The following is a 19,643-nucleotide window of genomic DNA, read 5'->3' as shown; positions in this document are numbered from 1 at the left end:
ATTCACCTCTATCAACGAAAAAACAAATAGCGTTCATACCATTGTTCCACAAACTGGGGATCAAACGGCCCCTTTCTTTGATAAATCCAGCTCTGAAGTTCTTCTACAGACTTAGAAATTTGCAGATTAATTTTTTCTGGATAATTCATTTCTTCTTTATGTTTTTTGAATTCATCTTCATCTAGTAAATGATATGTCATGTCAGGAAAAACTTTAATATCTAAGTCATAATCTATATATTTCAAAGCTTCTTCATCCCACACAAAAGGAGTACCTAAGTTACAATAATAATGAATTCCGTCGGCTCGAACCATTCCAATAACGTTAAACCACTTTTCTCTATGAAAATAGCAAATTGCTGGTTCTCTAGTCCTCCATGTCCTTCCATCGGATTCATGAACAAGGATTCGATCATTACCGCCAACCACTTCTTTGGATGTACCTTGTAAGATCAGGGTTTCCTCCCAGATACGGTGAAGAGTTCCGTCATGCTTATAGCTTTGAATTTCGATTATTCTTCCGGTTTCCGGGAATTCCATGCCCTTCTCCTTCCTCTTTTCTATTCTCTATCTTATGTATTATACATCTTGTTTACTATAAAGAAAACTAAACTAAAAAATTGCTTCTTCTCCAAAAATATTATCAGGCTTTCTTCTGAAATTTGAACATGTTTATGAAAAAAGAAGGGAGGGAAAAGTTCAATAAATTAAAAACGGGGAGGAAGTGTCATGTCTAGAAAAACTCCGGATCATGAATATGAAGAAAGACATATAGAGAAAAAAGAAGATAAATCTAATGTAGCAGCCACCTTTATAAAATATTTTGCATACGTCCTTATCTTTTTTGGATTCTTATGGTTTTTAGTACAATATGTTTTCCCAATGTTTTAATTAGAAAAACTCGATTTGCCGCCGAATCCTTATGGCGGAAGTCGTAGTTTCACTTATACTTTTATTCCTTTAAATGTATAAAGAAGCTTAAAAAAAGAGCTCTTCGGAAGCAACCCTTCCAAAGAGCCCTTTTTTGTTCTAGTTATTGCTGACGTTGGTTTGGCTGTTGTTGATTCTGTTGTTTCTTTTGTTGAGACTGTTGATTTTGTTGTCTTACTTGCTGTGCATCCGTTTCGCTTGCAAATTCAGTCTGCTGGCTTTGATTTCTAGCAGCTGCTGCGTTTTGCTGGCGAACTTTTTGTGCGTTAGTTTGTGAAGCGTTTTGTTGTTGGTTTTGATTTCTATCCATCTTATTCACCTCCACATGGATTAACTTGCCCCTTAAAGACAGAATTTATCCATAAAGAAATGAAAAATTTTTTAAGTTAAAAGAGAAATTCCTCCATCAATAACGATAGTCTGCCCCCGAATCATCGAAGCTTCATCTGAAATTAAAAACATAACCCCGTTTACTAAATCGGTCATCTCTACCATTCGACCGGCAGGAGTTTTTTTCTTTGCTTCTTCTAATAACTCATCGCGGTTAGGAAAATGCGTGAGTGCTTCAGTATTTACCGCCCCGCCAGATACAGCATTAACCACAATACCTTTCTCAGAAAGTTCCACTGCCAAATATCGTGTTAGTGCTTCAACGGCTGCTTTTGAAACTCCAACGGCTGTATAATTTTTTAAATAGCGCTGGGAACCTAAGGAACTCAAACTTACAATGTTACCACCATTATTTTTTTCCATTAATTTAGCCGCTTCCTGAGCACAGAACAATAATGCTTTACTATTAATGTTCATCGTCCAATCCCAATGATTTTCTTCTAATTCCATTGCTGGTCTTAATACTCCAGAAGCTGCATTATTTACAAACACATCTAAACGACCAAATGTATCATTCACTGTCGAAAACAATTCTTTGATTTTTTCCGTTTTTCCTACATTCGCTTTCACAATGGCTGCTTTTACTCCTAATGATTCAATTTCATCAGCAGTTTCCATCGCTTTTGTTTTACTTCGAGCATAGTTGACGACGATATTATATCCTTTTTCAGCTAATTTTAAAGCTATTTGTTTTCCTATTCCTCTGCTGCTGCCAGTGACAAGGGCTACTTTATTCTCCATTCTTTTCCTCCTATACCTTTAGACAATCTTCAAATATTATAACGTATAAGGTTTCCTCCTTACAGATAAAATAACGTTAAAAAGAGGTGAGGTTACATGTATGTTGGGCGTGATTTCTCTGAATTAGTCATGACTTCCAAAAAGAACTGGACTGATAAAGAACTTGCTCATTTTCACGAAAGCTTTCAGCAAATACTTCCATATCTAAACTCTGAAGGCGGCATGATTTATCGAGAGATAATGGAAGAAATAAAAAATAGGCATTCGTTTCACCTTAATGAAGCAAGCTTGGAACGTGGTTCAACCATTCATCCTGAATAAAATCAACTATGCAGAAACTGTCCCAAAATCAACTTAGAGGGACAGTTTTTTTGTTTTACTGTTAGGAAGCAATCCGTACGCCTGCCACGTCTTTCATGATATATGAGTTAGAGCAGGAATTTCATGTTAATAATTGTTATCTCATGTACCCATAAAACATATTTTATCCTTTATAATAAGTATAGAAAGGATGGTCTATTCATGATACAACCAGCACAGCGAATGAACACGCTTTCTTCAAGTGTTTTCACAGAGTTGGCAGAGAAGAAAAATAAAAAAATACAAGCTGGCGAAAATATGATCGATTTAAGTATCGGGAGTCCAGATCTTCCACCACCAGAATCTGTACGGTCTATTCTTTCCAAAGAAGTAAAAAAGGAAGATCAGTATGGATATTCTCTAAAAGGAACAAAGGAGTTTCAAGAAGCTGTTGTTCACTACTATAATCATCGATTTGATATCAATTTAAATCCAGAAGAAGTTTTGCAGCTTATGGGTTCCCAAGATGGCCTTGCCCATTTGGCACTGGCTTATTTAGACCCTGGTGATTACATTATAGCTCCTGATCCGGGTTATCCTATCTATTCTGCATGCACTTCCCTGGCAGATGCCCAATTATATACGGTTCCCGTACATGAAGAAAATAATTTCATGCCTGACTTTGACCATATTCCAATAGAGATAGTAAAAAAAGCAAAAATGATGATTCTAAATTATCCAGGTAACCCGACTGCAGCCGTGGCCGATTTAAACTATTTTAAACAAGCAGTATCCTTTGGATTAGAACATAACATTTTAATTGTCCACGATTTTGCGTATGCAGAACTCATTTTTTCCAATCAAAATCCTTTAAGCATATTTCATATCCCTGAAGCTAAAAAAATTGCAGTCGAATTTAATTCTTTATCAAAAAGTTTCAACATGGCCGGTGCACGGATAGGATACTTAATAGGCTTTCCATCTTATTTAAAGCCTTTGGCTGATATAAAATCAAATATAGATTACGGTGTTTTTCAGCCTGTTCAAAAAGCAGCTGCCTATGCTTTAACCAATGAACTTTCTTATTTAGAACATCACCGGAGAGTGTATAAAAAGCGGCGTGATGTCTTTATTAACGTATTGCATAAAAAAGGCTGGCAAGTACGCATTCCTGATGGGGGGATGTTTATCTGGGCAAAAGTCCCTGCTCCGTGTACATCTTTGTCTTTTTCATTGGAAGCTTTAGAATATGGCGTAGTTGTAACCCCTGGAAATGCTTTTGGAGCTGGCGGTGAAGGGTATGTTCGTATTGCTCTGGTACAAGAAGAAGATTTACTAAAAAAAGCAGGCGAAAAACTAACTGCGCTTATAAATAAGTACTAAGATTATATTTACTAAGGAGGCTGAAACAATGAAAGCTGTTGTTTTTAATCAATACGGAGGTCCAGAAGTGTTAGAAACTACATCTATGAAAAAACCTTCACCAAAACCAGATGATATATTAGTAGAAGTAAAAGCAAGCGGAATAAACCCTGTTGATACTTATTTTCGGAAAGGAATCAGGGAAGTTCCGTCCTTTCCTCATATTCCCCATTTTGATTTAGCGGGAGTTGTAGCAGAAGTTGGGTCTAATGTTCAATCCTTGGAAATTGGAGACAGAGTTTGGGCGACAAACATAAAAGGGACAGCGGCTGAATTTGTAACAGCTTCTGTTGATTATGTCTATCGATTACCCGATAATATAAGCTTTGAAGAAGGAGCCACTTTAGGAATTCCAGTACTTACCGCTCATTTATCTTTATATAATAGAGCTCATTTGAAACAAAGAGAAAATGTATTGATTTACGGTGCTTCAGGCGCAGTTGGAAACGCAGCAGTGCAATTAGCCGTTAAAACTGGGGCCACGGTACTTGCCACAGCCAGCTCGGAGGTAAAAGAAAATATAGCGAAGAAAGCAGGAGCTCATCACGTTATTAATTACAAAAACGAAAACCTTGAAGATAAAGTGCTGGCTGCAACAAACAATGAAGGTGTCGATGTCATTTTAGATATGTCTTTAAGTGAAAACATGGAAAGTGATTTTAATCTGTTGAAAACAGGTGGAAGGATAGTAGCAATAGGCTCTCCAAAAAATAACGCACCTGAGCTTCCTTGGCGTTTACTAAATCAAAAACATGCGTCTTTATTAGGTGTATTATTATTCACCGCTTCAGTCGATGCCCTGCAGTATGCAGCTGCTGAAATAAATGATTCTCTGACAAATGGCAGTCTTAAGCCTCACCTTGCAACATCCTTCAAATTAGAAGAAGCTGTAAAGGCTCATAAAGCGCTTGAAGCTAATACATTTAATGGAACCATAGTATTACAAATTGGTTGATTTTTATTTCAGTGTAATTTATTCCTGTACAGGGTATAACGTCTCCAAAAAGAAAAAGGAGAGATTCGATGGAGCGCAATACCTATTACGTACAATTAGAACCCTCTATTATGGGGATTTCTGAGGTCAAAACGAGTGAAAATACGATTCAATACGAAATAAATGCCACTCTAAAAGAAAAACAAACATTAGAGAAAAAAATGAATGCTGTACAAAAAGAAGATCTAAGCGGAGGTCAAATATTAGCTCGAGTCCATGATGAATCCAAAGCAGATCATGCAAAAAATGAAATGCAAACAGAAATGAAAGAACTTTATCAAAAGATCTATGAGCTTGGAACGCCAGCAACAAGAGAATTATTTGAAGAACTCGGCATTGATTCCTTGTAGTACATTAATGAAAAAATCCGTTTGTCAATGTTTTTTCTATTTTTTACCAATACAGCTATTGTAAAAAAGCCGGTCTTTTCTAAAAAGGACCGGCTTTTAATGTATTAAAAAAATTCGGCTTATCGCTAAATCCTTATGGCGAAAGTCTAAGTTTTACTTATACTTTGATCCTTTAGCAAATTTAAACTTCCTTAAAGTATAAAAAATGTAAGGAGACGCAAAATATTAAATAACTGATAAGGAGGCCACAAAATGAGTAAACAAAAATATTACGTAAATTTAAACCCTATCAGCATGGATGATGTAAGCCCAGTAAAAATACCAGACAGCACCCTTATCCAATACGAAATTGAAGCTACTCCAGAAGAGTTAGAACAATTGGATACTCTATTAAATGAAACACAAGACCATGATATGGAAATTCGAAATCTTTTTTCGTTTCGGCATTTTGATGAATCCATGACAGAAACGGATCAACATGAATACCAGCATGGCATGGATAAAATTTTTGATATGTTATACGAACTCGGCACACCAGAAACAAAAAAACAAATTAAGGAACTGCACATGCAAAACCATGAGCCAAAAAGGAATATGAGAAACAATAAACATTAATAGATTGCTTTCGCTGCCCTTATACATCCCTTTTTCTTTTTTTACCATCTGCGGTGCTGCCAAATAAGGAAAATACATGTATGAATAAATTATATTTCTTCTACATATTCATCTTAGATTGGCCGCCGTCTACGTTTACACTTGCTCCTGTTACCCATGAAGCTTTGTCTGATGCAAGAAATGTTACGACATTAGCTACTTCTTCTACTGTCCCAAACCGGCCAGCTGGAATTTCCCTTTGAACAAATTCATTAATCTTTTTTGGGTTATCCTCGAGACGTTTCTGCCAATTGCCGCTAGGATGCAGAATGGCACCTGGAGCTACAGAGTTCACTCTTATTCCTTCTTTAATAGCTTCGTCAGCAAATGCTTTCGTAAAACTAATTAATGCAGCCTTAGAATTATTATATGTAGGTTTTCCACCTGATTCTCTTCCAAATATAGAAGAAATATTAACGATACTTCCTGACTGGTTTTCTTTCATAACTGAAAAAGCCATCTTGCTAAAATGTACAGCAGAAAAGTAGTTTAAATTCATTGCTTTTTCAAAATCTGCCATAGTTGTATCTTCAACTTTCCCCCCACTGCTTCCCCCTACATTGTTAACAAGAATGTCTACCACTGAAAATTTATCTACAAATTCTTTAAACGCTCTTTTTCTCTCCTTTTCATACAGTAAATCAGCTTTTATCGTATAAACATTCTTTAAATTATCCTTTACCCTTTTTAACCCTTCTTTCGAACGGGCCACAATACCTACGATTGCTCCTTCTTGAATAAAAGAAGCAGCAATACCTTTACCGATGCCTTTCGATCCGCCAGTAACTAGAACTTTCTTATTTTTTAAATCCAGCTCCATATTGATTCCCTCTTTCTTTTTGTGCTTTTAATATTTTTTGATGAGAAACTGGAAAGGCAAGCCCTTCTGTTTCTAATGGATCAAGCCACTTACAATCTTGTATGTTCTCAGGAAATTCTAATACTACAGCTTCATACACAGTGATGTTCCAAACCAAGTGCGAAAATACATGCTGTACTTTTTGTACTTTCGGTCCTATGTCAGCTTCTATACCGAAGCTTTCTTTCAAATATGTCTGTACTGTTTCCTCTGGAGAAACACCAGCAGGGACCTCTACATTTGGATATTCCCATAAACGAGCTAATAAACCTTTTTCTCCACGTTGATGAAATAAGGTCTGGCTTTTTTTATTTTTCAATACAACCGCTGCCATTTCTTTTGCTGCTGGTGCTTTCTTTTTTTCTTTGACAGGCAGTTCATCTTGAATACCTTCTGCCCTTGCAGCACAGTGTTTTTGTACTGGACATAGTAAGCATCCAGGTGACTTGGGTGTGCAAACTAAAGCTCCTAGCTCCATGAGCGCTTGGTTAAATTCAGATGGTTTAACACCTTCTAAGAATTTAGGAATAAAGGATTCAAACAACCTTCGTGTTTTTGCTTTGCCGATGTCTTCTTTTATAAGAAGAATTCTCGAAAAAACTCTCATGACGTTCCCGTCTACTGCTGGCTCAGGCTTTTCATAAGCTATACTTAACACAGCACCAGCCGTATAAGGACCTACACCTTTTAAAGACGAAAACTCTTTTTTAGAAGAAGGAACGTTACCTCCGTATTCTTCGACTACTTCTTTTACGGCTGTTTGCAAATTACGAACTCTTGAATAATATCCTAACCCTTCCCAAGCTTTCATTACCTTCTCTTCCTTGGCTTCTGCTAACGCTTCTGGTGTAGGGAACCATTCCATAAACCGATTAAAATACGGAATGACTGTATCTACTTTGGTCTGCTGCAGCATAATCTCAGACACCCAAACACGGTAGGGGTCCTGATTTTTCCTCCACGGAAGCTCCCGCTTATGGTGGTTATACCAGTCTATTAAATCATGTTGAAATTCCTTTATATCTATTTTCTGAAGATGCGGCTCCATGATGTCCCTCCATTAACGTAATTTAAGCTGGTCTGTTTTCGCTTTGAAAGCCCAGCAATGTATTTTCTTGATTCCGCCTTCTACACAATCATCTAATTTTCCAAATATATGATGATCCTTTGAACAGCGCCACTTTCTTAAGGTATGATAGTGAGACAGTGTCGGAACTTCAAACATTTCGACAAATAAACCTTGTTGGTCAGCAGCGGAAAACCACTGGAAGTTTTCAACTTCATAATTTGGAAGTACTTCAGCTATCTCTTCCATAATTCTAGTGTAATTCTGTTCTTCCTCGGGTATTATTTTATATTCCATAAAAATATGAAGATTTTCATCCATTCATCTCAACCCCTTTTTACAACCCTTATAATAGGGTATAACTAAAATAAGGTCTGCCTAACGAACGATTTCTACATAAGAGAGAGGAGGACTATGGCAATGGATACCGCAACACATGCAGTGATGGGTATCGGGCTTGGAGGTCTAGCTGTTCTCGACCCCATAGTGGCTGAAAATCCTGCGGCCTTTCAGACGGTAATGGCTGCAACGATTATCGGTTCACAAGCACCCGACTTTGATACCATACTTAAGCTAAGAAACAATGCAGTTTACATTAAATATCATCGCGGGCCGACTCATTCGATTCCAGCCGTCCTCCTGTGGCCGCTAATTGTATCCGGAAGTGTTTATGCCGTTTCTCCTGAAATCTCCTTCTTCCATTTGTGGATATGGACTTTTATCGCCGTTTTTCTACATGTATTTGTTGATATTTTTAATGCTTATGGAACCCAGGCATTATCACCGTTTACTAGACGCTGGATTGCATTAGGCGTTATTAATATATTCGATCCGTTGATCTTTCTAGTTCATATTTTTGGGTTTATCCTATGGCGTTACGGGGCACCGCCGGGAATAACGTTTCTATTGCTATACTTTTGCCTGTTTCTTTATTATGTGTGGAGGTTTATGGCACGCAATAAAGTACTTAAACGTGCAGCCCAGTTCCATCCAGGAGCTACTCATTTTTTCATTTCCCCAACTTTTAACTGGAATAAGTGGCACTTGGTCATTCGAACAAAAGAACGGCTCCATGTAACGGAATCTCGAAACGGGAAACTTCAATACTTTGAAAGTTATCCATTTGAACCCATTCCTGACGATAAGATTATTAACGCAGCGCGTAACGATCGGAACCTGGAAGCTTTCCTTTCTTTTTCACCCACTTACCGTTGGATAGTAACCGAAATAGATAATGGCTGGGAAGTCAAATTTATTGACCTTCGTTATCGAAGTAAAGGCTATTATCCTTTTGTTGCTGTTGTACGGCTAAAAAAGGATTTAAGTATCTATACCTCCTACACAGGCTGGATTTACAGTGACGAAACGTTAGAAAAAAAATTAAAGCAAGGGGAAAAGCTATTTAAGTAAAATAGTATTTTCCCTTTTTTAATGCTTGAAATGATCTTCTTTATTTAGTTTGTTAAATTTCATATTTGTCGCTTCATACTTGTGTGAGTGAGCCCCGTATTGTTCAATCCATTTTGTAACTATTGTTTCTGTTACGGCACTTCCTTCATACTGCCTGCCAGATTTTGCTCTTATCACTTCAAAATCTTCCCAAAGACGTTCAATCCAAGTTCTAGCTTGTCCCGCTGATAAATTTGAATTGTTATCTAATAACTTTTTTGTTAGCCGTTGAAATAGGTCTTCCACTTTATTGCCCCTTGATTAATCTTCTAATAAAGAAATAGGTAGTGCTTCAAGCTCTTCAGATCCATTCCGATATCCCCATGCAAATACTCCATTAAAATACTTGATGAAAAAAGTGCCGCCTTCCTGCTTTATAGCATAACGCTGCCCCGTCATAAAATCGTCGGGGTCTATTAAATAAGCTTCTGCCATCACTCGTTTTCTCTCCAAGACAGCAAATTCATTTACCATTCCCATTTGCTCTGCTTTTTTTGCTTTTTCGTTTAAATGTGCTATTTCATCTCTTAATTCTTTTTCGTTCATTTGACTATATCTTTTTTCCACCATTTTCATCCTCCAATAAATCTGTTTCTTGTAAGTAGTTATCAATTAAATGTATCGGAAAACCTTTACGGTACAAAAATTCTTTGATTTTCAACTCCAAATTTTTACCGGTATGCTTGTTTTTCAACTTTTTCTTTGCTTTTTCTCCTTGCATCCATAAAGCTTTAAGCTCTTCTTCTTGAGAAACTTCTAGATGTTCGTTTTCCCAAGCTTGTAATGCTGTTTCTAAGGAATACCCTTTTTGAATCAAACGATTAAGAAGACGTTTTTTCATATTTGAAGCAGATTCATTTTGTTTTTGTTTCCCTTTCTTTTGAAGAAATGTTTGAGCAGCTTCAAGTTGAGCTTGGAAAGTAAATTGAAGAAGCGCCTTTTCGGCTGTTTCAGAAGAAATACCTTTCTGAAAAAGTTCTTCCTTTATTATAGATGGACCTTTATCAGTTGTTTTTATTTTTGTCCGAACAAAGGCCATGGCAAATTCTTCATCATCTATATAATGATACTCTTTCATTTTTCTAATTGCCTCTTCAATGACGCCTACGTTATATTCTTTTTTTATAAGGTACTGTTTTATTTGGTATTCCGTTCTCATCGAATGAGTGAGGTAATAAATTGCATCGTTAAAGGCTTTCCTTTGTTGGTCTGCTTGCAAAATCTCAGCTTTTTCAGATTTAGTTATAATACTTCCCTTTTTCAATTGAAACTTCACAAGTACATTTTCATCAACACTAAACGCGTATTCTTCATAACCATTTTCATTGGTAAAAATATTAAAACGGTCATTTCTATTTTTTTGAGTAGTTATCTTTGATATTTTCATTGGTTTCCCCTTCGTTACTCAGCTGAAATATATGAGATTATACTTTATTTATATAGGGTAAAGGTATTATAGAAAATAAGAAAAGCCCGGCTTGTCGCCATATACAAGGAAACTGCCTAGAAAAAGGCAAAAGATCATCTACTAATAACACAACACACATCTGACGTGGTGTTATCTAAGGACTCCTGCTACGTTCGCAAACGTTCTGTTCCGGGTGCAGAAGTCAACACATCCCGTGTAAGTCCATGTATACGTCCTGTGGTAACGGCGGCATTAGTACATCCTGTAAGTTTAAATACCGTACGTTTACTTATACCATTTATCAATAAAAACTTATACTTTTTTAACAGTGCACAAAGGAGGGAATGTATTGAATATTGCTGTAACAGGCGGTACTGGAATGGTCGGTTCCGCTTTAACTGGATATCTTACGAAAAATGGTCATCATGTTTACATCTTAACAAGAAACAGTAAGAACAAACAAAACAAAGAAAACATTACATTTGTTGAATGGCTTCATGAAAAAAGTGCTCCTGAAAATCATCTACCTCCTTTAGACGCCATCGTTAATTTAGCGGGAGCATCGATAAGCAGCCGCTGGACAAAAACCCAAAAAAAATTAATACGTAACAGCCGCATAGATGCGACTCGTGAAGTCATACACATCATACAAGCACTTGAAATAAAGCCAAACGTTTTAATTAATGCCTCGGCTGTTGGATACTATGGTATTTCTAAAACAGAAGTATTTACAGAAAAGAGTGGTCCAGAAGGCCGTAACTTTCTGCAGGATGTTTGTGAAAAATGGGAGTACGAGGCTTCAAGAGCAGAGGACTTTGGGATAAGAACGGTTTACGCAAGATTTGGACTTATACTAGACGATAAAGAAGGAGCACTTCCTAAAATGATGCTTCCTTACTCATTTTTTACTGGCGGATCGATTGGTTCAGGAGACCAATGGTATTCATGGGTACATTTAAAGGATGTGGTTGAAATGATTGTTTTTGCTATAGAACATAATAAAGCAAGCGGACCAATGAACGTTACATCTCCTCACCCAGAACAGATGAAACATTTTGGTCAAAAATTAGCAAAACGGATGAATAGACCTCATTGGATCCCCGCACCATCATTTGCTGTAAAAAGTTTGCTTGGTGAGATGAGCATCCTCATACTAGAAGGACAAAAAGTGATTCCTGAACAGCCACTAACTTGGGGATATTCTTTTGCATTTCCGTATTTAGAAGATACTCTTGAAGATTTACTAAAATAAAGATAGATTCAATTAGAGATGTGATGCAGCCCGACAAGATGATTCATTTGATGATAAAAGCCGCTCAAATAAAGGAAGAGCGGCTTTTTTTGCGTATAAAACAAGTGTTGACGTGCTAAATCGCCTAGTATGCCTGCCAGTATCTTATAAAGAAGTCAAACAAGCACCGCATCCATTGCATTTCCTGTTTCCTGACATAATAAAGCATATGATACGGCTTCTGTTAAAACAACTTGCCATGCCGATGTAACAAGGTGATTAATCGTCTTAACGCGATCGAATAACAAGTAAATCTCATCGTATGTTCTCTGGTTGTAAAATATTCATTAAAAACTTTTTTAAGAGTTTCCTTCATTTGACTGCTCATTTCCTGTAATATTTCGTCTTTCGAATAGCTTTCTGTTACTCGGCTTTGTTTCCACTCTAAATAGGATACATGCACCCCGCCCGCATTAGCCAGAATATCGGGCACAATGATTTTTCCTTTTTCTTGCAAAAATAAATCTGCTTCGACAGAAACAGGAGCATTTGCACCTTCTACAAGGACATCAGCCTTTATATCTTTCATGTTTTCTTTTGTAACTTGATCTTCAATAGCAGCAAATATCAAAACATCTGTGTGAAGTGTTAATATGTCTTGCGGTTTATTAATTTCTGCTTCTAGATTTGCTTCTTTTAATTGCTGAGACGTTTGTGGAAGTCTTTTATGTTTGTTTGTATATGCCACTAATTTTTCAATGTTTAAACCTTCTTTATTAATTAAGGTCACAAATTGGTCTGATACAGCGGTAACTCGATGTTTCACTTCTGAACAATTATACGCTTCAAGTGCAGCTATGCTGCCTACGTTTCCAAAACCTTGGACAGTTACTTCTATTGGATCTGCTTCTTTAAATTTATTATAAAGTTTTTCAAGTGTATTCCATTGTTTACTTCTTTCTTTATATTCCATGCTTGTATTTTCCTTTTTAGCCAAAAACCAAGCATTTAATAAATAAATATAACTTAAAAACGTCCCGATACCAGTAGATTCTCTCCGTCCTGTTGCACCGTTATTTTCTACACTTTTTCCTGTGAATGACCCTGTATAAGCTTGGCCTGGATTGATTGTTTTATATTCACCAACCATCCAATCAATGATCTTATCATTCGTTCCTAAGTCGGGTGCTGGGATATCTTGAGTTGGTCCTAAATTTAGCGCAAAACGCTGAACATATTTTTTACTTATTAAATTAAGTTCTCTTTCCGTGTAGTTTCGGGGATTTACATGCACCCCGCCTTTTGCTCCCCCAAAGGGAAGCCCATGCAAAGCATTTTTTAATGTCATTAAAATAGCTAAGTTTTCAACTTCTGACTCACTAACTTCTTCGCTAAAGCGTATGCCGCCTTTATAAAAACCACTGATATTATTATGCTGAACTCGGTAAGCAGGAATACGCTCAATCATTCCTCCTTCTCTAGAAACCCGTATGTAGCTTTTTATTATTTTATCTGTTGTTTTTAAAATTTCTCCAGCAGAATTTAAAACCGTTTCACGTTCCTTTTTGTCCGTTATATCCATTTTCAAAAAATCCTGGTTTTTTAATTCGGCAACCACTTCTTCGATTAATTTTTTTGTTTGGGATCTTTCCATTATTTCTCCTCCTTTTGACTTATTGCATGCATACTCCCCTCATTACCTAATCATCATTTTTTGAAACCCTTGTTCCATTCAATAAATCTTTCATAAATCCTTTTTACTTTAGAAAAACTCAGCTTACCACCATGTAAAAGATGCCGCCTGCAAAAGCTTTACGATTGACGAACCTGTAAAGCGATAACAAGTGGACAGTGCCCTTATTCTGTCTTTCAAATATCTATGCATAGTATAAAAGCGCCATGTCCTGTGACAACGGCGCGTACGTCCCATGCGTTGAATGGCGCAGTTTTTCTTGTACCTTGTGCCAGCCAATACAAGCTTTCCTAAAAATAGAACATAAAAGCCAAAAAATATGTAATGCTTTGATAAAACTGTTCATCCAAAAATTTCAGATTTTTTCTTAAACAATCTAAAATTCCAATAAAAGCTGATACCTCAGGGATTTTGTGGATTTTTTACTGTAACCAAAAATCAATGACTTAGACAAAAACGGTGTATAACCAACTATATGCTAGCATTATGTAAGCGCGGCAAGTATTACTGGCAGCCATCACCATTAAACCTAACTAAGCACTATTAATCCTTATCAAGAGCATTTGAACTTTTATTCTGTCCATCCTATTATTAATTCATGAACAATGAGAAACACATTGCTTCTCCACAGAGGAGAAGTATGGAGTGTTTAAGTTTCATAGTCAGGAGGAATAGGTTATTAAGGTCCTTATTAATCAAAACGAAGGTGATAATAGGATGGAAACGAAGATGACTGGTACTGTAAGTACTGTTGATTCACTAACATTTGAAAAACCAACAGTTGAAGACGGAGCTGACATGTGGGAACTTGTAAAAAATTCAACATTAGATTTGAATTCTTCCTACAAATACATTATGATGTGTGAGTTTTTTGCAGAAACTTGCGTAGTGGCAAAAGAAAAAGGTGAATTAGTTGGCTTTGTCACAGCATTCATCCCTCCGGAAAAACAAGACACAGTATTTGTGTGGCAAGTCGGTGTAGACTCTTCCCAGCGTGGAAAAGGACTGGCATCCCGGCTATTAAATGAACTCGTAGAACGTACAGGTTGCGATGATGTGAAATATTTGGAAGCTACTGTCACACCTTCCAATGAGGCGTCACAGGCTCTGTTTAAAAAACTGGCCCGTACCCATAACACTACTTGTGAGGTTTCCGAATGTTTCGCAGAAGAACTTTTTCCAGGAGAAGGACATGAAGCTGAATTAACATTCCGTATCGGTCCATTTGATAAATAACTTTTGAACCCTTAAAAATTACTATAATCGCTGATAGACCACTAAGGAGGATCTACAATTAGCATGAATCAAAATGACTTGAGCATTTTCAACGAACATGAATCTGAAGTCCGCAGCTACGTACGTGGATTTCCAACTGTATTTCATGAAGCAAAAGGCTACAAATTATGGGATTTAGATAAAAAAGAATATATAGATTTCTTTTCTGGAGCAGGTGCCTTAAATTACGGTCACAATGATGACAATATGAAAAAGAAATTAATTGAATATATACAGGAAGATGGTATTACTCATTCACTTGATATGGCATCCAAAGCAAAAGGTGAATTTCTTGAAAAATTTCACGAAGTTATTTTAAAACCTCGTGATCTAAATTATAAAGTTATGTTTCCTGGGCCTACCGGTACAAATACAGTAGAAAGTGCTCTGAAACTTGCTCGGAAAGTGACCGGACGCACAAATGTTATTAGTTTTACAAATGGATTTCACGGAATGACCATCGGTGCTCTATCCGTTACAGGAAACGCTTTTAAACGAAAGGGCGCTGGCATTCCGCTTCAAAATGCTGTAACAATGCCATTTGACAATTATATTCAAAACACAAATCAGGAAATTGAATATATGGAACGTTTATTAGACGATAACGGCAGCGGTATTGATACTCCAGCAGCTATTATTCTGGAAACTGTTCAAGGTGAAGGCGGTCTAAATGCAGCTCGCATGGAATGGCTTCAAGCTGTTGAAAAAATTTGCCGTGAACGCGACATCCTGCTAATCATTGATGATGTTCAAGCTGGTGTGGGCCGTACAGGAACCTTCTTCAGTTTCGAACCTGCAGGTATAAAACCTGATATCGTTTGTCTTTCTAAATCAATTGGCGGATATGGTTCTCCGCTTGCTCTTACACTTATTCACCCGGATTATGATAAATTTGCCCCAGGTGAACATAATGGTACATTCCGCGGGAACAATATGGCGTTTGTGACAGCAACAGAAGCACTTAACTATTGGAAGGATGACCAACTAGAAAAAAGTGTGCAAGAGAAATCACAACGAATTCAACAATTCCTAAATGATATGATTAAAAAATATCCTCAATTGAAAGGGACTCACCGCGGCAGAGGCTTTATGCAAGGAATTGCCAGTGAAGTGGACGGCCTGGCAGATAAAGTTGCAGGTAAATGTTTTGAACACGGATTGATTATGGAAACAGCTGGTCCAGACGATGAAGTATTCAAGCTTTTCCCTCCAATTACAATTGATGATGAAGGATTAGAAAAAGGACTTGCCATTCTTCAAAAAGCTATTGAAGAGGTCGTTGCAGAAGAAAAAGATCTCGTTACATCATAATGAAACCATACAATTTTGTTAATCATAAGAAAGGCCTGGTCTATTAGAACATCCTTTTGATCAGGCTTTTCTTTATGACAAACCCTATTCATAAAAAAATTAGGAGGAAACAACATGAAAGTAGTTAAACTAGAAGATGTTTTAGGTACTGAACAAGAAGTAGATGACGGTAACTGGGTCAGCAGACGTTTAATTTTAAAAAAGGACAACATGGGGTATTCCGTCCATGACACAATCATTAGAGCCGGCACAGAAACACATATTTGGTATCAAAACCATCTTGAATCTGTATATTGCATTGAAGGAGAAGGAGAAGTAGAAACACTTAGCGACAATAAAGTTCATCCTATCAAAGCTGATACACTTTATGCACTTGATGAGCATGACGAACATATGCTTCGAGCAAAAACAGATATGCGTATGGTGTGTGTATTTAATCCGCCGGTTAGCGGTCGTGAAGTACACGACGAAAACGGGGTTTATCCTGCAGACGTTGACTAAAAACATTCCTTCAGCTGCTTATAACAGCTGGAGGTTTTTTATTTGCTTTTTTATTAAATAAAGTGGAGAAATGAAACATTTTTTAAGAACTTCCGTATGATTAGTGTATAAAGCAATTTTAAAAATGAAAGGGTGTTAATAATTGGAGGTATTAGGTTTCTTTGGATTCATTCTCATGTTTATTTTAGGTCTTTTTTTATTAAATATTTTCACAAGTGTGTGGGCCTACCGTGATTCTATCCGAAAAGGCAACAGTAAAGAATTTGCACTAATTGTATTGATCGGCACTCTTTTTTTTCCAGTAATTGGTTTAATTGTTTATTTAATTATTCGGAACAATTAACACATTCATTAGTGGAGATAATAATATTTAAATATTACATCATCACCATTAGCTCCCATCTTATTTATGAGTGTGCGGACATCATTTAATGACCTGGCAGGGTATTGATAGTTGCAAATGGATGGTTTTGGTGCACTCATATATGTGGTTGTTATACAAACCGATTCTTCATATGGATCAAAATATATTATAAATGGAAGTTCATAAGCTGGATGATTCACTTTTCCTTTATATACATAATAAGCCATGCGTTTTACCCTCCTGCTTCAAAGGATAAAATCCAAATGAAGGGTTTTTTATTCCAAGTCAGCTACTTTATCATATTGCTGTAGTCTTTAGAACGGCAAGGCAAACGCGGGGCTTCCTCCATCCTGGGTAGAAAAACTCGATTTCCTGTACATTGAATGCCATAGTTTTGCTGATAATATTTCTAAGCAGTGTACATAGAAAAAAGGCCTGCACCCAAAAACTTGGTGCAGACCTTTTTTAATTCTATCGTTACGCTCTTCTTAAAGAAGATAACGCCGATATATGCTTTTTATGATTCGGCAATGATCATATCAATGCCGTTATCATTAAATAAAGTAATGAAGTCGTCTGATGGCAGACGATCTGTGATAATAACATCTGCTATGCTCAAATCCATTCCTTTATAAAAATGCTTTTTATGAAATTTAGAATGATCGGCTAGAACATATACTTTGTCTGCTCTTTCAGACATTTTCTTTTTCACAGCAGCATCTTCTTCATGAGCGTAATAAAAACCATCTTCACTTATTCCTACTACGCCCATAAACGCTTTATCAGCATAGTACTGTTCTAATTTACTAAGAGTATTCGGTCCGAATAAAAAACGGTGCTCTGGATTTAAGCGGCCCCCTAGTAAATAAATTTCTGTATCGTTCTTAGGAGAAACACTTTCGGCATTAACAATTGAATTAGTTATAACAGTTAACCGGCTGCTGTGAATCTTTTCAGCTGTGAACTGCACAGTAGTAGATGCATCTAGCATAATCACTTCTTCTGATTCAATTAACTGCGAGGCATGTTTTGCAATTTTATTTTTCTCTTCTGCAGACCGTTCTAAGCGTTCTGCGTAGTCTTTTAGTGATTCTTTTACTCGAGGAAGCATCACACCGCCATGGGTTCTAATAACAAGTCCCTGTTCCGTTAGCTTTACGACATCTCTCCTGGCAGTATCTCGTGAGACATGAAAATTCTGGCACATATCTTGAATACTCATGCGTTGGTGGCGTTTTAAATAATCGATGATAGCTGCCATTCGTTCTTCTTGATACATAAAACATACCTCTCTTCTCCCCTGTCTTCCATTATAAGTTATTATAAGTAATTTTCAAGTGTTTTAACATAAATCACTTATAATGAAAGATTAGAAAGACTCGGCTTGCCGCCAAGTTTAATTGGGGAAGCCTTAGTCTTACTCATTGTTATGAAATCCATGTGCTTTATAACACAAAAAAGGAGCTTATCCCTTAGGACAGCCCCTGGTTGATTTTAGTTTTATGCTATAAAACGGCTAGTGGCGTTTGTGAAGTATAACCTAAATCTTTTGCTATTGCTTCATATGTTATCTTACCATTTGCTACATTTATCCCTTTTCTAAGAGATTTGTTCTCTTTAGCGGATTGAACGATTCCTTTGTTTGCAATCTCAAGAGCATAAGGCACTGTAACATTTGTTAATGCAATCGTGGAAGTCCTAGGGACTGCACCAGGCATATTAGCCACTGCATAATGCACCACATCATGCTTTATATACGTAGGATTATCATGCGTTGTAATCCGGTCAGCTGTTTCTATAATCCCGCCTTGATCAATGGCCACATCAACAACTACGGAACCAGCAGACATAGAGGCGATCATTTCTTCTGTTACAAGTTTCGGAGCCCTGGCTCCAGGAATTAATACAGCACCAATTACAAGATCAGATTGTTTAACCTCTTCATAGAGGTTCATAGGATTAGACATTAAAGTTTGTATTTTACCGTTATACGTATTATCTATTTCACGGAGCCTTTGTGGATTTAGATCGATAATCGTTACTTCAGCCCCTAAACCCGAAGCAATGATCGCTGCATTGGTTCCAACTACTCCTCCCCCAATGATGGTAACTTTTCCCCTTTTAACTCCTGGAACACCAGAAAGTAAAATCCCTTTTCCTTCTTTTGATTTTTCTAGAAACTGAGCACCAATCTGTGCAGCCATCCTGCCAGCGACTTCACTCATTGGGGTTAATAACGGCAGAACTCCATCGATTTCGACGGTTTCATAAGCAACAGCCGTTACACCTGATTCTGTTAATGCCTGAACAAGTTTTGGTTCTGCTGCTAAATGAAGATAGGTAAATAAAATAAGATCTTCTCTGAAATATATAAATTCTTCCTCTAGTGGTTCTTTAACTTTCATGACCATATCTACTTGTTTCCAAACATCTTGCGGATTTGATTTAATTATCGCACCTGCTGTTTTATACTCTTCATTCGAAAAACCGCTTCCCTCTCCTGCTGCTGTCTCTATGAAAACATCGTGTCCTGCTTTTATTAATGACACTACGCCTGCAGGTGTTAATGCTACACGGTTTTCATTATTTTTTAATTCTTTTGGAACTCCGATAATCATTAATCGTCCCCCTATGTTTTTTGTCTTACTGACATTATAGAGGAAGGTAATATGATGCTTCATCGTTAACATTCCAAAAAGTGAGAGC

Annotated in this window: 25 protein-coding genes; 12 read left to right on the top strand and 13 right to left on the bottom strand. The window is 36.9% G+C overall.

The features are described from left to right. Positions 1-11: 11 nt before the first annotated feature. Positions 12-539 carry a nucleoside tri-diphosphate phosphatase gene (gene ntdP / locus CEF16_RS00580; protein ID WP_091586213.1) on the bottom strand — a complete coding sequence of 176 codons (528 nt, stop codon included), beginning with the start codon at positions 537-539 and terminating at the stop codon, positions 12-14. A gap of 189 nt (positions 540-728) precedes the next feature. Here ntdP and CEF16_RS23500 point away from each other — a divergent pair, with 189 nt between their 5' ends. Beyond that, positions 729-890: a hypothetical protein gene (locus CEF16_RS23500; RefSeq protein ID WP_170031450.1), complete on the top strand. Its 162-nt coding sequence runs from the start codon at positions 729-731 to the stop codon at positions 888-890. 142 nt (positions 891-1,032) lie between these two features. On the opposite strand, the gene CEF16_RS00575 is transcribed toward CEF16_RS23500, so the two are convergent. Further along, entirely contained in the window at positions 1,033-1,239 is a 207-nt protein-coding gene (locus CEF16_RS00575) for a gamma-type small acid-soluble spore protein (protein ID WP_091586211.1), read from the bottom strand. A 71-nt stretch (positions 1,240-1,310) separates the two neighbouring features. Further along, on the bottom strand, positions 1,311-2,060 hold the full coding sequence (gene fabL / locus CEF16_RS00570) for an enoyl-[acyl-carrier-protein] reductase FabL (protein ID WP_091586209.1): 750 nt from the start codon (positions 2,058-2,060) through the stop codon (positions 1,311-1,313). A gap of 96 nt (positions 2,061-2,156) precedes the next feature. Between fabL and CEF16_RS00565 the strand changes: the two genes are divergently transcribed. From CEF16_RS00565 to CEF16_RS00545, 5 genes are all read left to right on the top strand, one after another. Continuing rightward, complete coding sequence (locus CEF16_RS00565) at positions 2,157-2,381, top strand: cytosolic protein (protein WP_091586207.1); 225 nt, start codon at positions 2,157-2,159, stop codon at positions 2,379-2,381. Positions 2,382-2,582: 201 nt separating this feature from the next. Then, the gene (locus CEF16_RS00560; protein WP_091586205.1) at positions 2,583-3,743 is read left to right on the top strand and encodes an LL-diaminopimelate aminotransferase; all 1,161 of its coding nucleotides are present in this window, start codon (positions 2,583-2,585) and stop codon (positions 3,741-3,743) included. Positions 3,744-3,771: 28 nt separating this feature from the next. Then, complete coding sequence (locus tag CEF16_RS00555; protein WP_091586203.1) at positions 3,772-4,737, top strand: NADPH:quinone reductase; 966 nt, start codon at positions 3,772-3,774, stop codon at positions 4,735-4,737. Between the two features lie 68 nt (positions 4,738-4,805). Further along, positions 4,806-5,126 (top strand): hypothetical protein, encoded by a 321-nt coding sequence (locus CEF16_RS00550; RefSeq protein WP_091586201.1) that lies wholly within the window; start codon positions 4,806-4,808, stop codon positions 5,124-5,126. A 252-nt stretch (positions 5,127-5,378) separates the two neighbouring features. Then, positions 5,379-5,741: a hypothetical protein gene (locus CEF16_RS00545; protein ID WP_091586198.1), complete on the top strand. Its 363-nt coding sequence runs from the start codon at positions 5,379-5,381 to the stop codon at positions 5,739-5,741. 100 nt (positions 5,742-5,841) lie between these two features. Here CEF16_RS00545 and CEF16_RS00540 read toward each other — a convergent pair whose 3' ends face one another. From CEF16_RS00540 to CEF16_RS00530, 3 genes are read right to left on the bottom strand one after another with little or no spacing between them, the layout of a single operon-like run. After that, positions 5,842-6,600: an SDR family NAD(P)-dependent oxidoreductase gene (locus CEF16_RS00540; RefSeq protein ID WP_091586196.1), complete on the bottom strand. Its 759-nt coding sequence runs from the start codon at positions 6,598-6,600 to the stop codon at positions 5,842-5,844. Next, the gene (mutY, locus tag CEF16_RS00535; protein ID WP_091586194.1) at positions 6,578-7,687 is read right to left on the bottom strand and encodes an A/G-specific adenine glycosylase; all 1,110 of its coding nucleotides are present in this window, start codon (positions 7,685-7,687) and stop codon (positions 6,578-6,580) included. The genes CEF16_RS00540 and mutY overlap by 23 nt, the downstream gene beginning before the upstream one ends. 12 nt (positions 7,688-7,699) lie before the next feature. Continuing rightward, complete coding sequence (locus CEF16_RS00530) at positions 7,700-8,026, bottom strand: hypothetical protein (protein ID WP_091586192.1); 327 nt, start codon at positions 8,024-8,026, stop codon at positions 7,700-7,702. A 99-nt stretch (positions 8,027-8,125) separates the two neighbouring features. On the opposite strand from CEF16_RS00530, the gene CEF16_RS00525 reads away from it, so the two are divergent. Continuing rightward, a complete protein-coding gene (locus CEF16_RS00525; RefSeq protein ID WP_091586190.1) occupies positions 8,126-9,115 on the top strand; it encodes a metal-dependent hydrolase in 990 nt (329 codons plus the stop codon). Positions 9,116-9,133: 18 nt separating this feature from the next. Here the strand turns inward: CEF16_RS00525 and CEF16_RS00520 are convergent, their stop codons facing one another. From CEF16_RS00520 to recX, 3 genes are read right to left on the bottom strand one after another with little or no spacing between them, the layout of a single operon-like run. Then, positions 9,134-9,400: a YfhJ family protein gene (locus CEF16_RS00520; protein WP_091586188.1), complete on the bottom strand. Its 267-nt coding sequence runs from the start codon at positions 9,398-9,400 to the stop codon at positions 9,134-9,136. A gap of 15 nt (positions 9,401-9,415) precedes the next feature. Beyond that, positions 9,416-9,724: a YfhH family protein gene (locus CEF16_RS00515; protein WP_091586186.1), complete on the bottom strand. Its 309-nt coding sequence runs from the start codon at positions 9,722-9,724 to the stop codon at positions 9,416-9,418. Continuing rightward, positions 9,705-10,541 carry a recombination regulator RecX gene (recX, locus tag CEF16_RS00510; protein ID WP_091586184.1) on the bottom strand — a complete coding sequence of 279 codons (837 nt, stop codon included), beginning with the start codon at positions 10,539-10,541 and terminating at the stop codon, positions 9,705-9,707. The genes CEF16_RS00515 and recX overlap by 20 nt, the downstream gene beginning before the upstream one ends. A 370-nt stretch (positions 10,542-10,911) precedes the next feature. Here recX and CEF16_RS00505 point away from each other — a divergent pair, with 370 nt between their 5' ends. Next, positions 10,912-11,814 (top strand): TIGR01777 family oxidoreductase, encoded by a 903-nt coding sequence (locus CEF16_RS00505; RefSeq protein ID WP_091586182.1) that lies wholly within the window; start codon positions 10,912-10,914, stop codon positions 11,812-11,814. A 223-nt stretch (positions 11,815-12,037) separates the two neighbouring features. Here CEF16_RS00505 and CEF16_RS00500 read toward each other — a convergent pair whose 3' ends face one another. After that, positions 12,038-13,447 (bottom strand): Glu/Leu/Phe/Val family dehydrogenase, encoded by a 1,410-nt coding sequence (locus CEF16_RS00500; RefSeq protein WP_091586180.1) that lies wholly within the window; start codon positions 13,445-13,447, stop codon positions 12,038-12,040. Between the two features lie 756 nt (positions 13,448-14,203). Between CEF16_RS00500 and ectA the strand changes: the two genes are divergently transcribed. The 4 genes from ectA to CEF16_RS00480 all read left to right on the top strand — a co-directional run bounded on the left by ectA (position 14,204) and on the right by CEF16_RS00480 (position 16,916). Beyond that, complete coding sequence (gene ectA, locus CEF16_RS00495; protein ID WP_281259130.1) at positions 14,204-14,722, top strand: diaminobutyrate acetyltransferase; 519 nt, start codon at positions 14,204-14,206, stop codon at positions 14,720-14,722. A 63-nt stretch (positions 14,723-14,785) separates the two neighbouring features. After that, positions 14,786-16,072 (top strand): diaminobutyrate--2-oxoglutarate transaminase, encoded by a 1,287-nt coding sequence (gene ectB, locus CEF16_RS00490; RefSeq protein ID WP_091586178.1) that lies wholly within the window; start codon positions 14,786-14,788, stop codon positions 16,070-16,072. A gap of 114 nt (positions 16,073-16,186) precedes the next feature. Beyond that, on the top strand, positions 16,187-16,573 hold the full coding sequence (locus CEF16_RS00485; RefSeq protein WP_091586176.1) for an ectoine synthase: 387 nt from the start codon (positions 16,187-16,189) through the stop codon (positions 16,571-16,573). A 175-nt stretch (positions 16,574-16,748) separates the two neighbouring features. Beyond that, positions 16,749-16,916, top strand: coding sequence for a PLDc N-terminal domain-containing protein (locus CEF16_RS00480; protein WP_091586280.1), 168 nt, complete (start codon positions 16,749-16,751; stop codon positions 16,914-16,916). 8 nt (positions 16,917-16,924) lie between these two features. Here the strand turns inward: CEF16_RS00480 and CEF16_RS00475 are convergent, their stop codons facing one another. The 3 genes from CEF16_RS00475 to ald all read right to left on the bottom strand — a co-directional run bounded on the left by CEF16_RS00475 (position 16,925) and on the right by ald (position 19,555). Beyond that, complete coding sequence (locus CEF16_RS00475) at positions 16,925-17,164, bottom strand: hypothetical protein (RefSeq protein ID WP_091586174.1); 240 nt, start codon at positions 17,162-17,164, stop codon at positions 16,925-16,927. 290 nt (positions 17,165-17,454) lie between these two features. Next, positions 17,455-18,216, bottom strand: a complete 762-nt coding sequence (locus tag CEF16_RS00470; RefSeq protein WP_091586172.1) for a DeoR/GlpR family DNA-binding transcription regulator — start codon at positions 18,214-18,216, stop codon at positions 17,455-17,457. Positions 18,217-18,442: 226 nt separating this feature from the next. Next, positions 18,443-19,555, bottom strand: a complete 1,113-nt coding sequence (gene ald / locus CEF16_RS00465) for an alanine dehydrogenase (RefSeq protein ID WP_091586170.1) — start codon at positions 19,553-19,555, stop codon at positions 18,443-18,445. Positions 19,556-19,643: the final 88 nt, after the last annotated feature.

This window comes from Alteribacillus bidgolensis (assembly GCF_002886255.1).
Lineage (GTDB): Bacteria > Bacillota > Bacilli > Bacillales > Marinococcaceae > Alteribacillus > Alteribacillus bidgolensis.
This window is presented reverse-complemented; position numbering and strand designations above follow the sequence as displayed.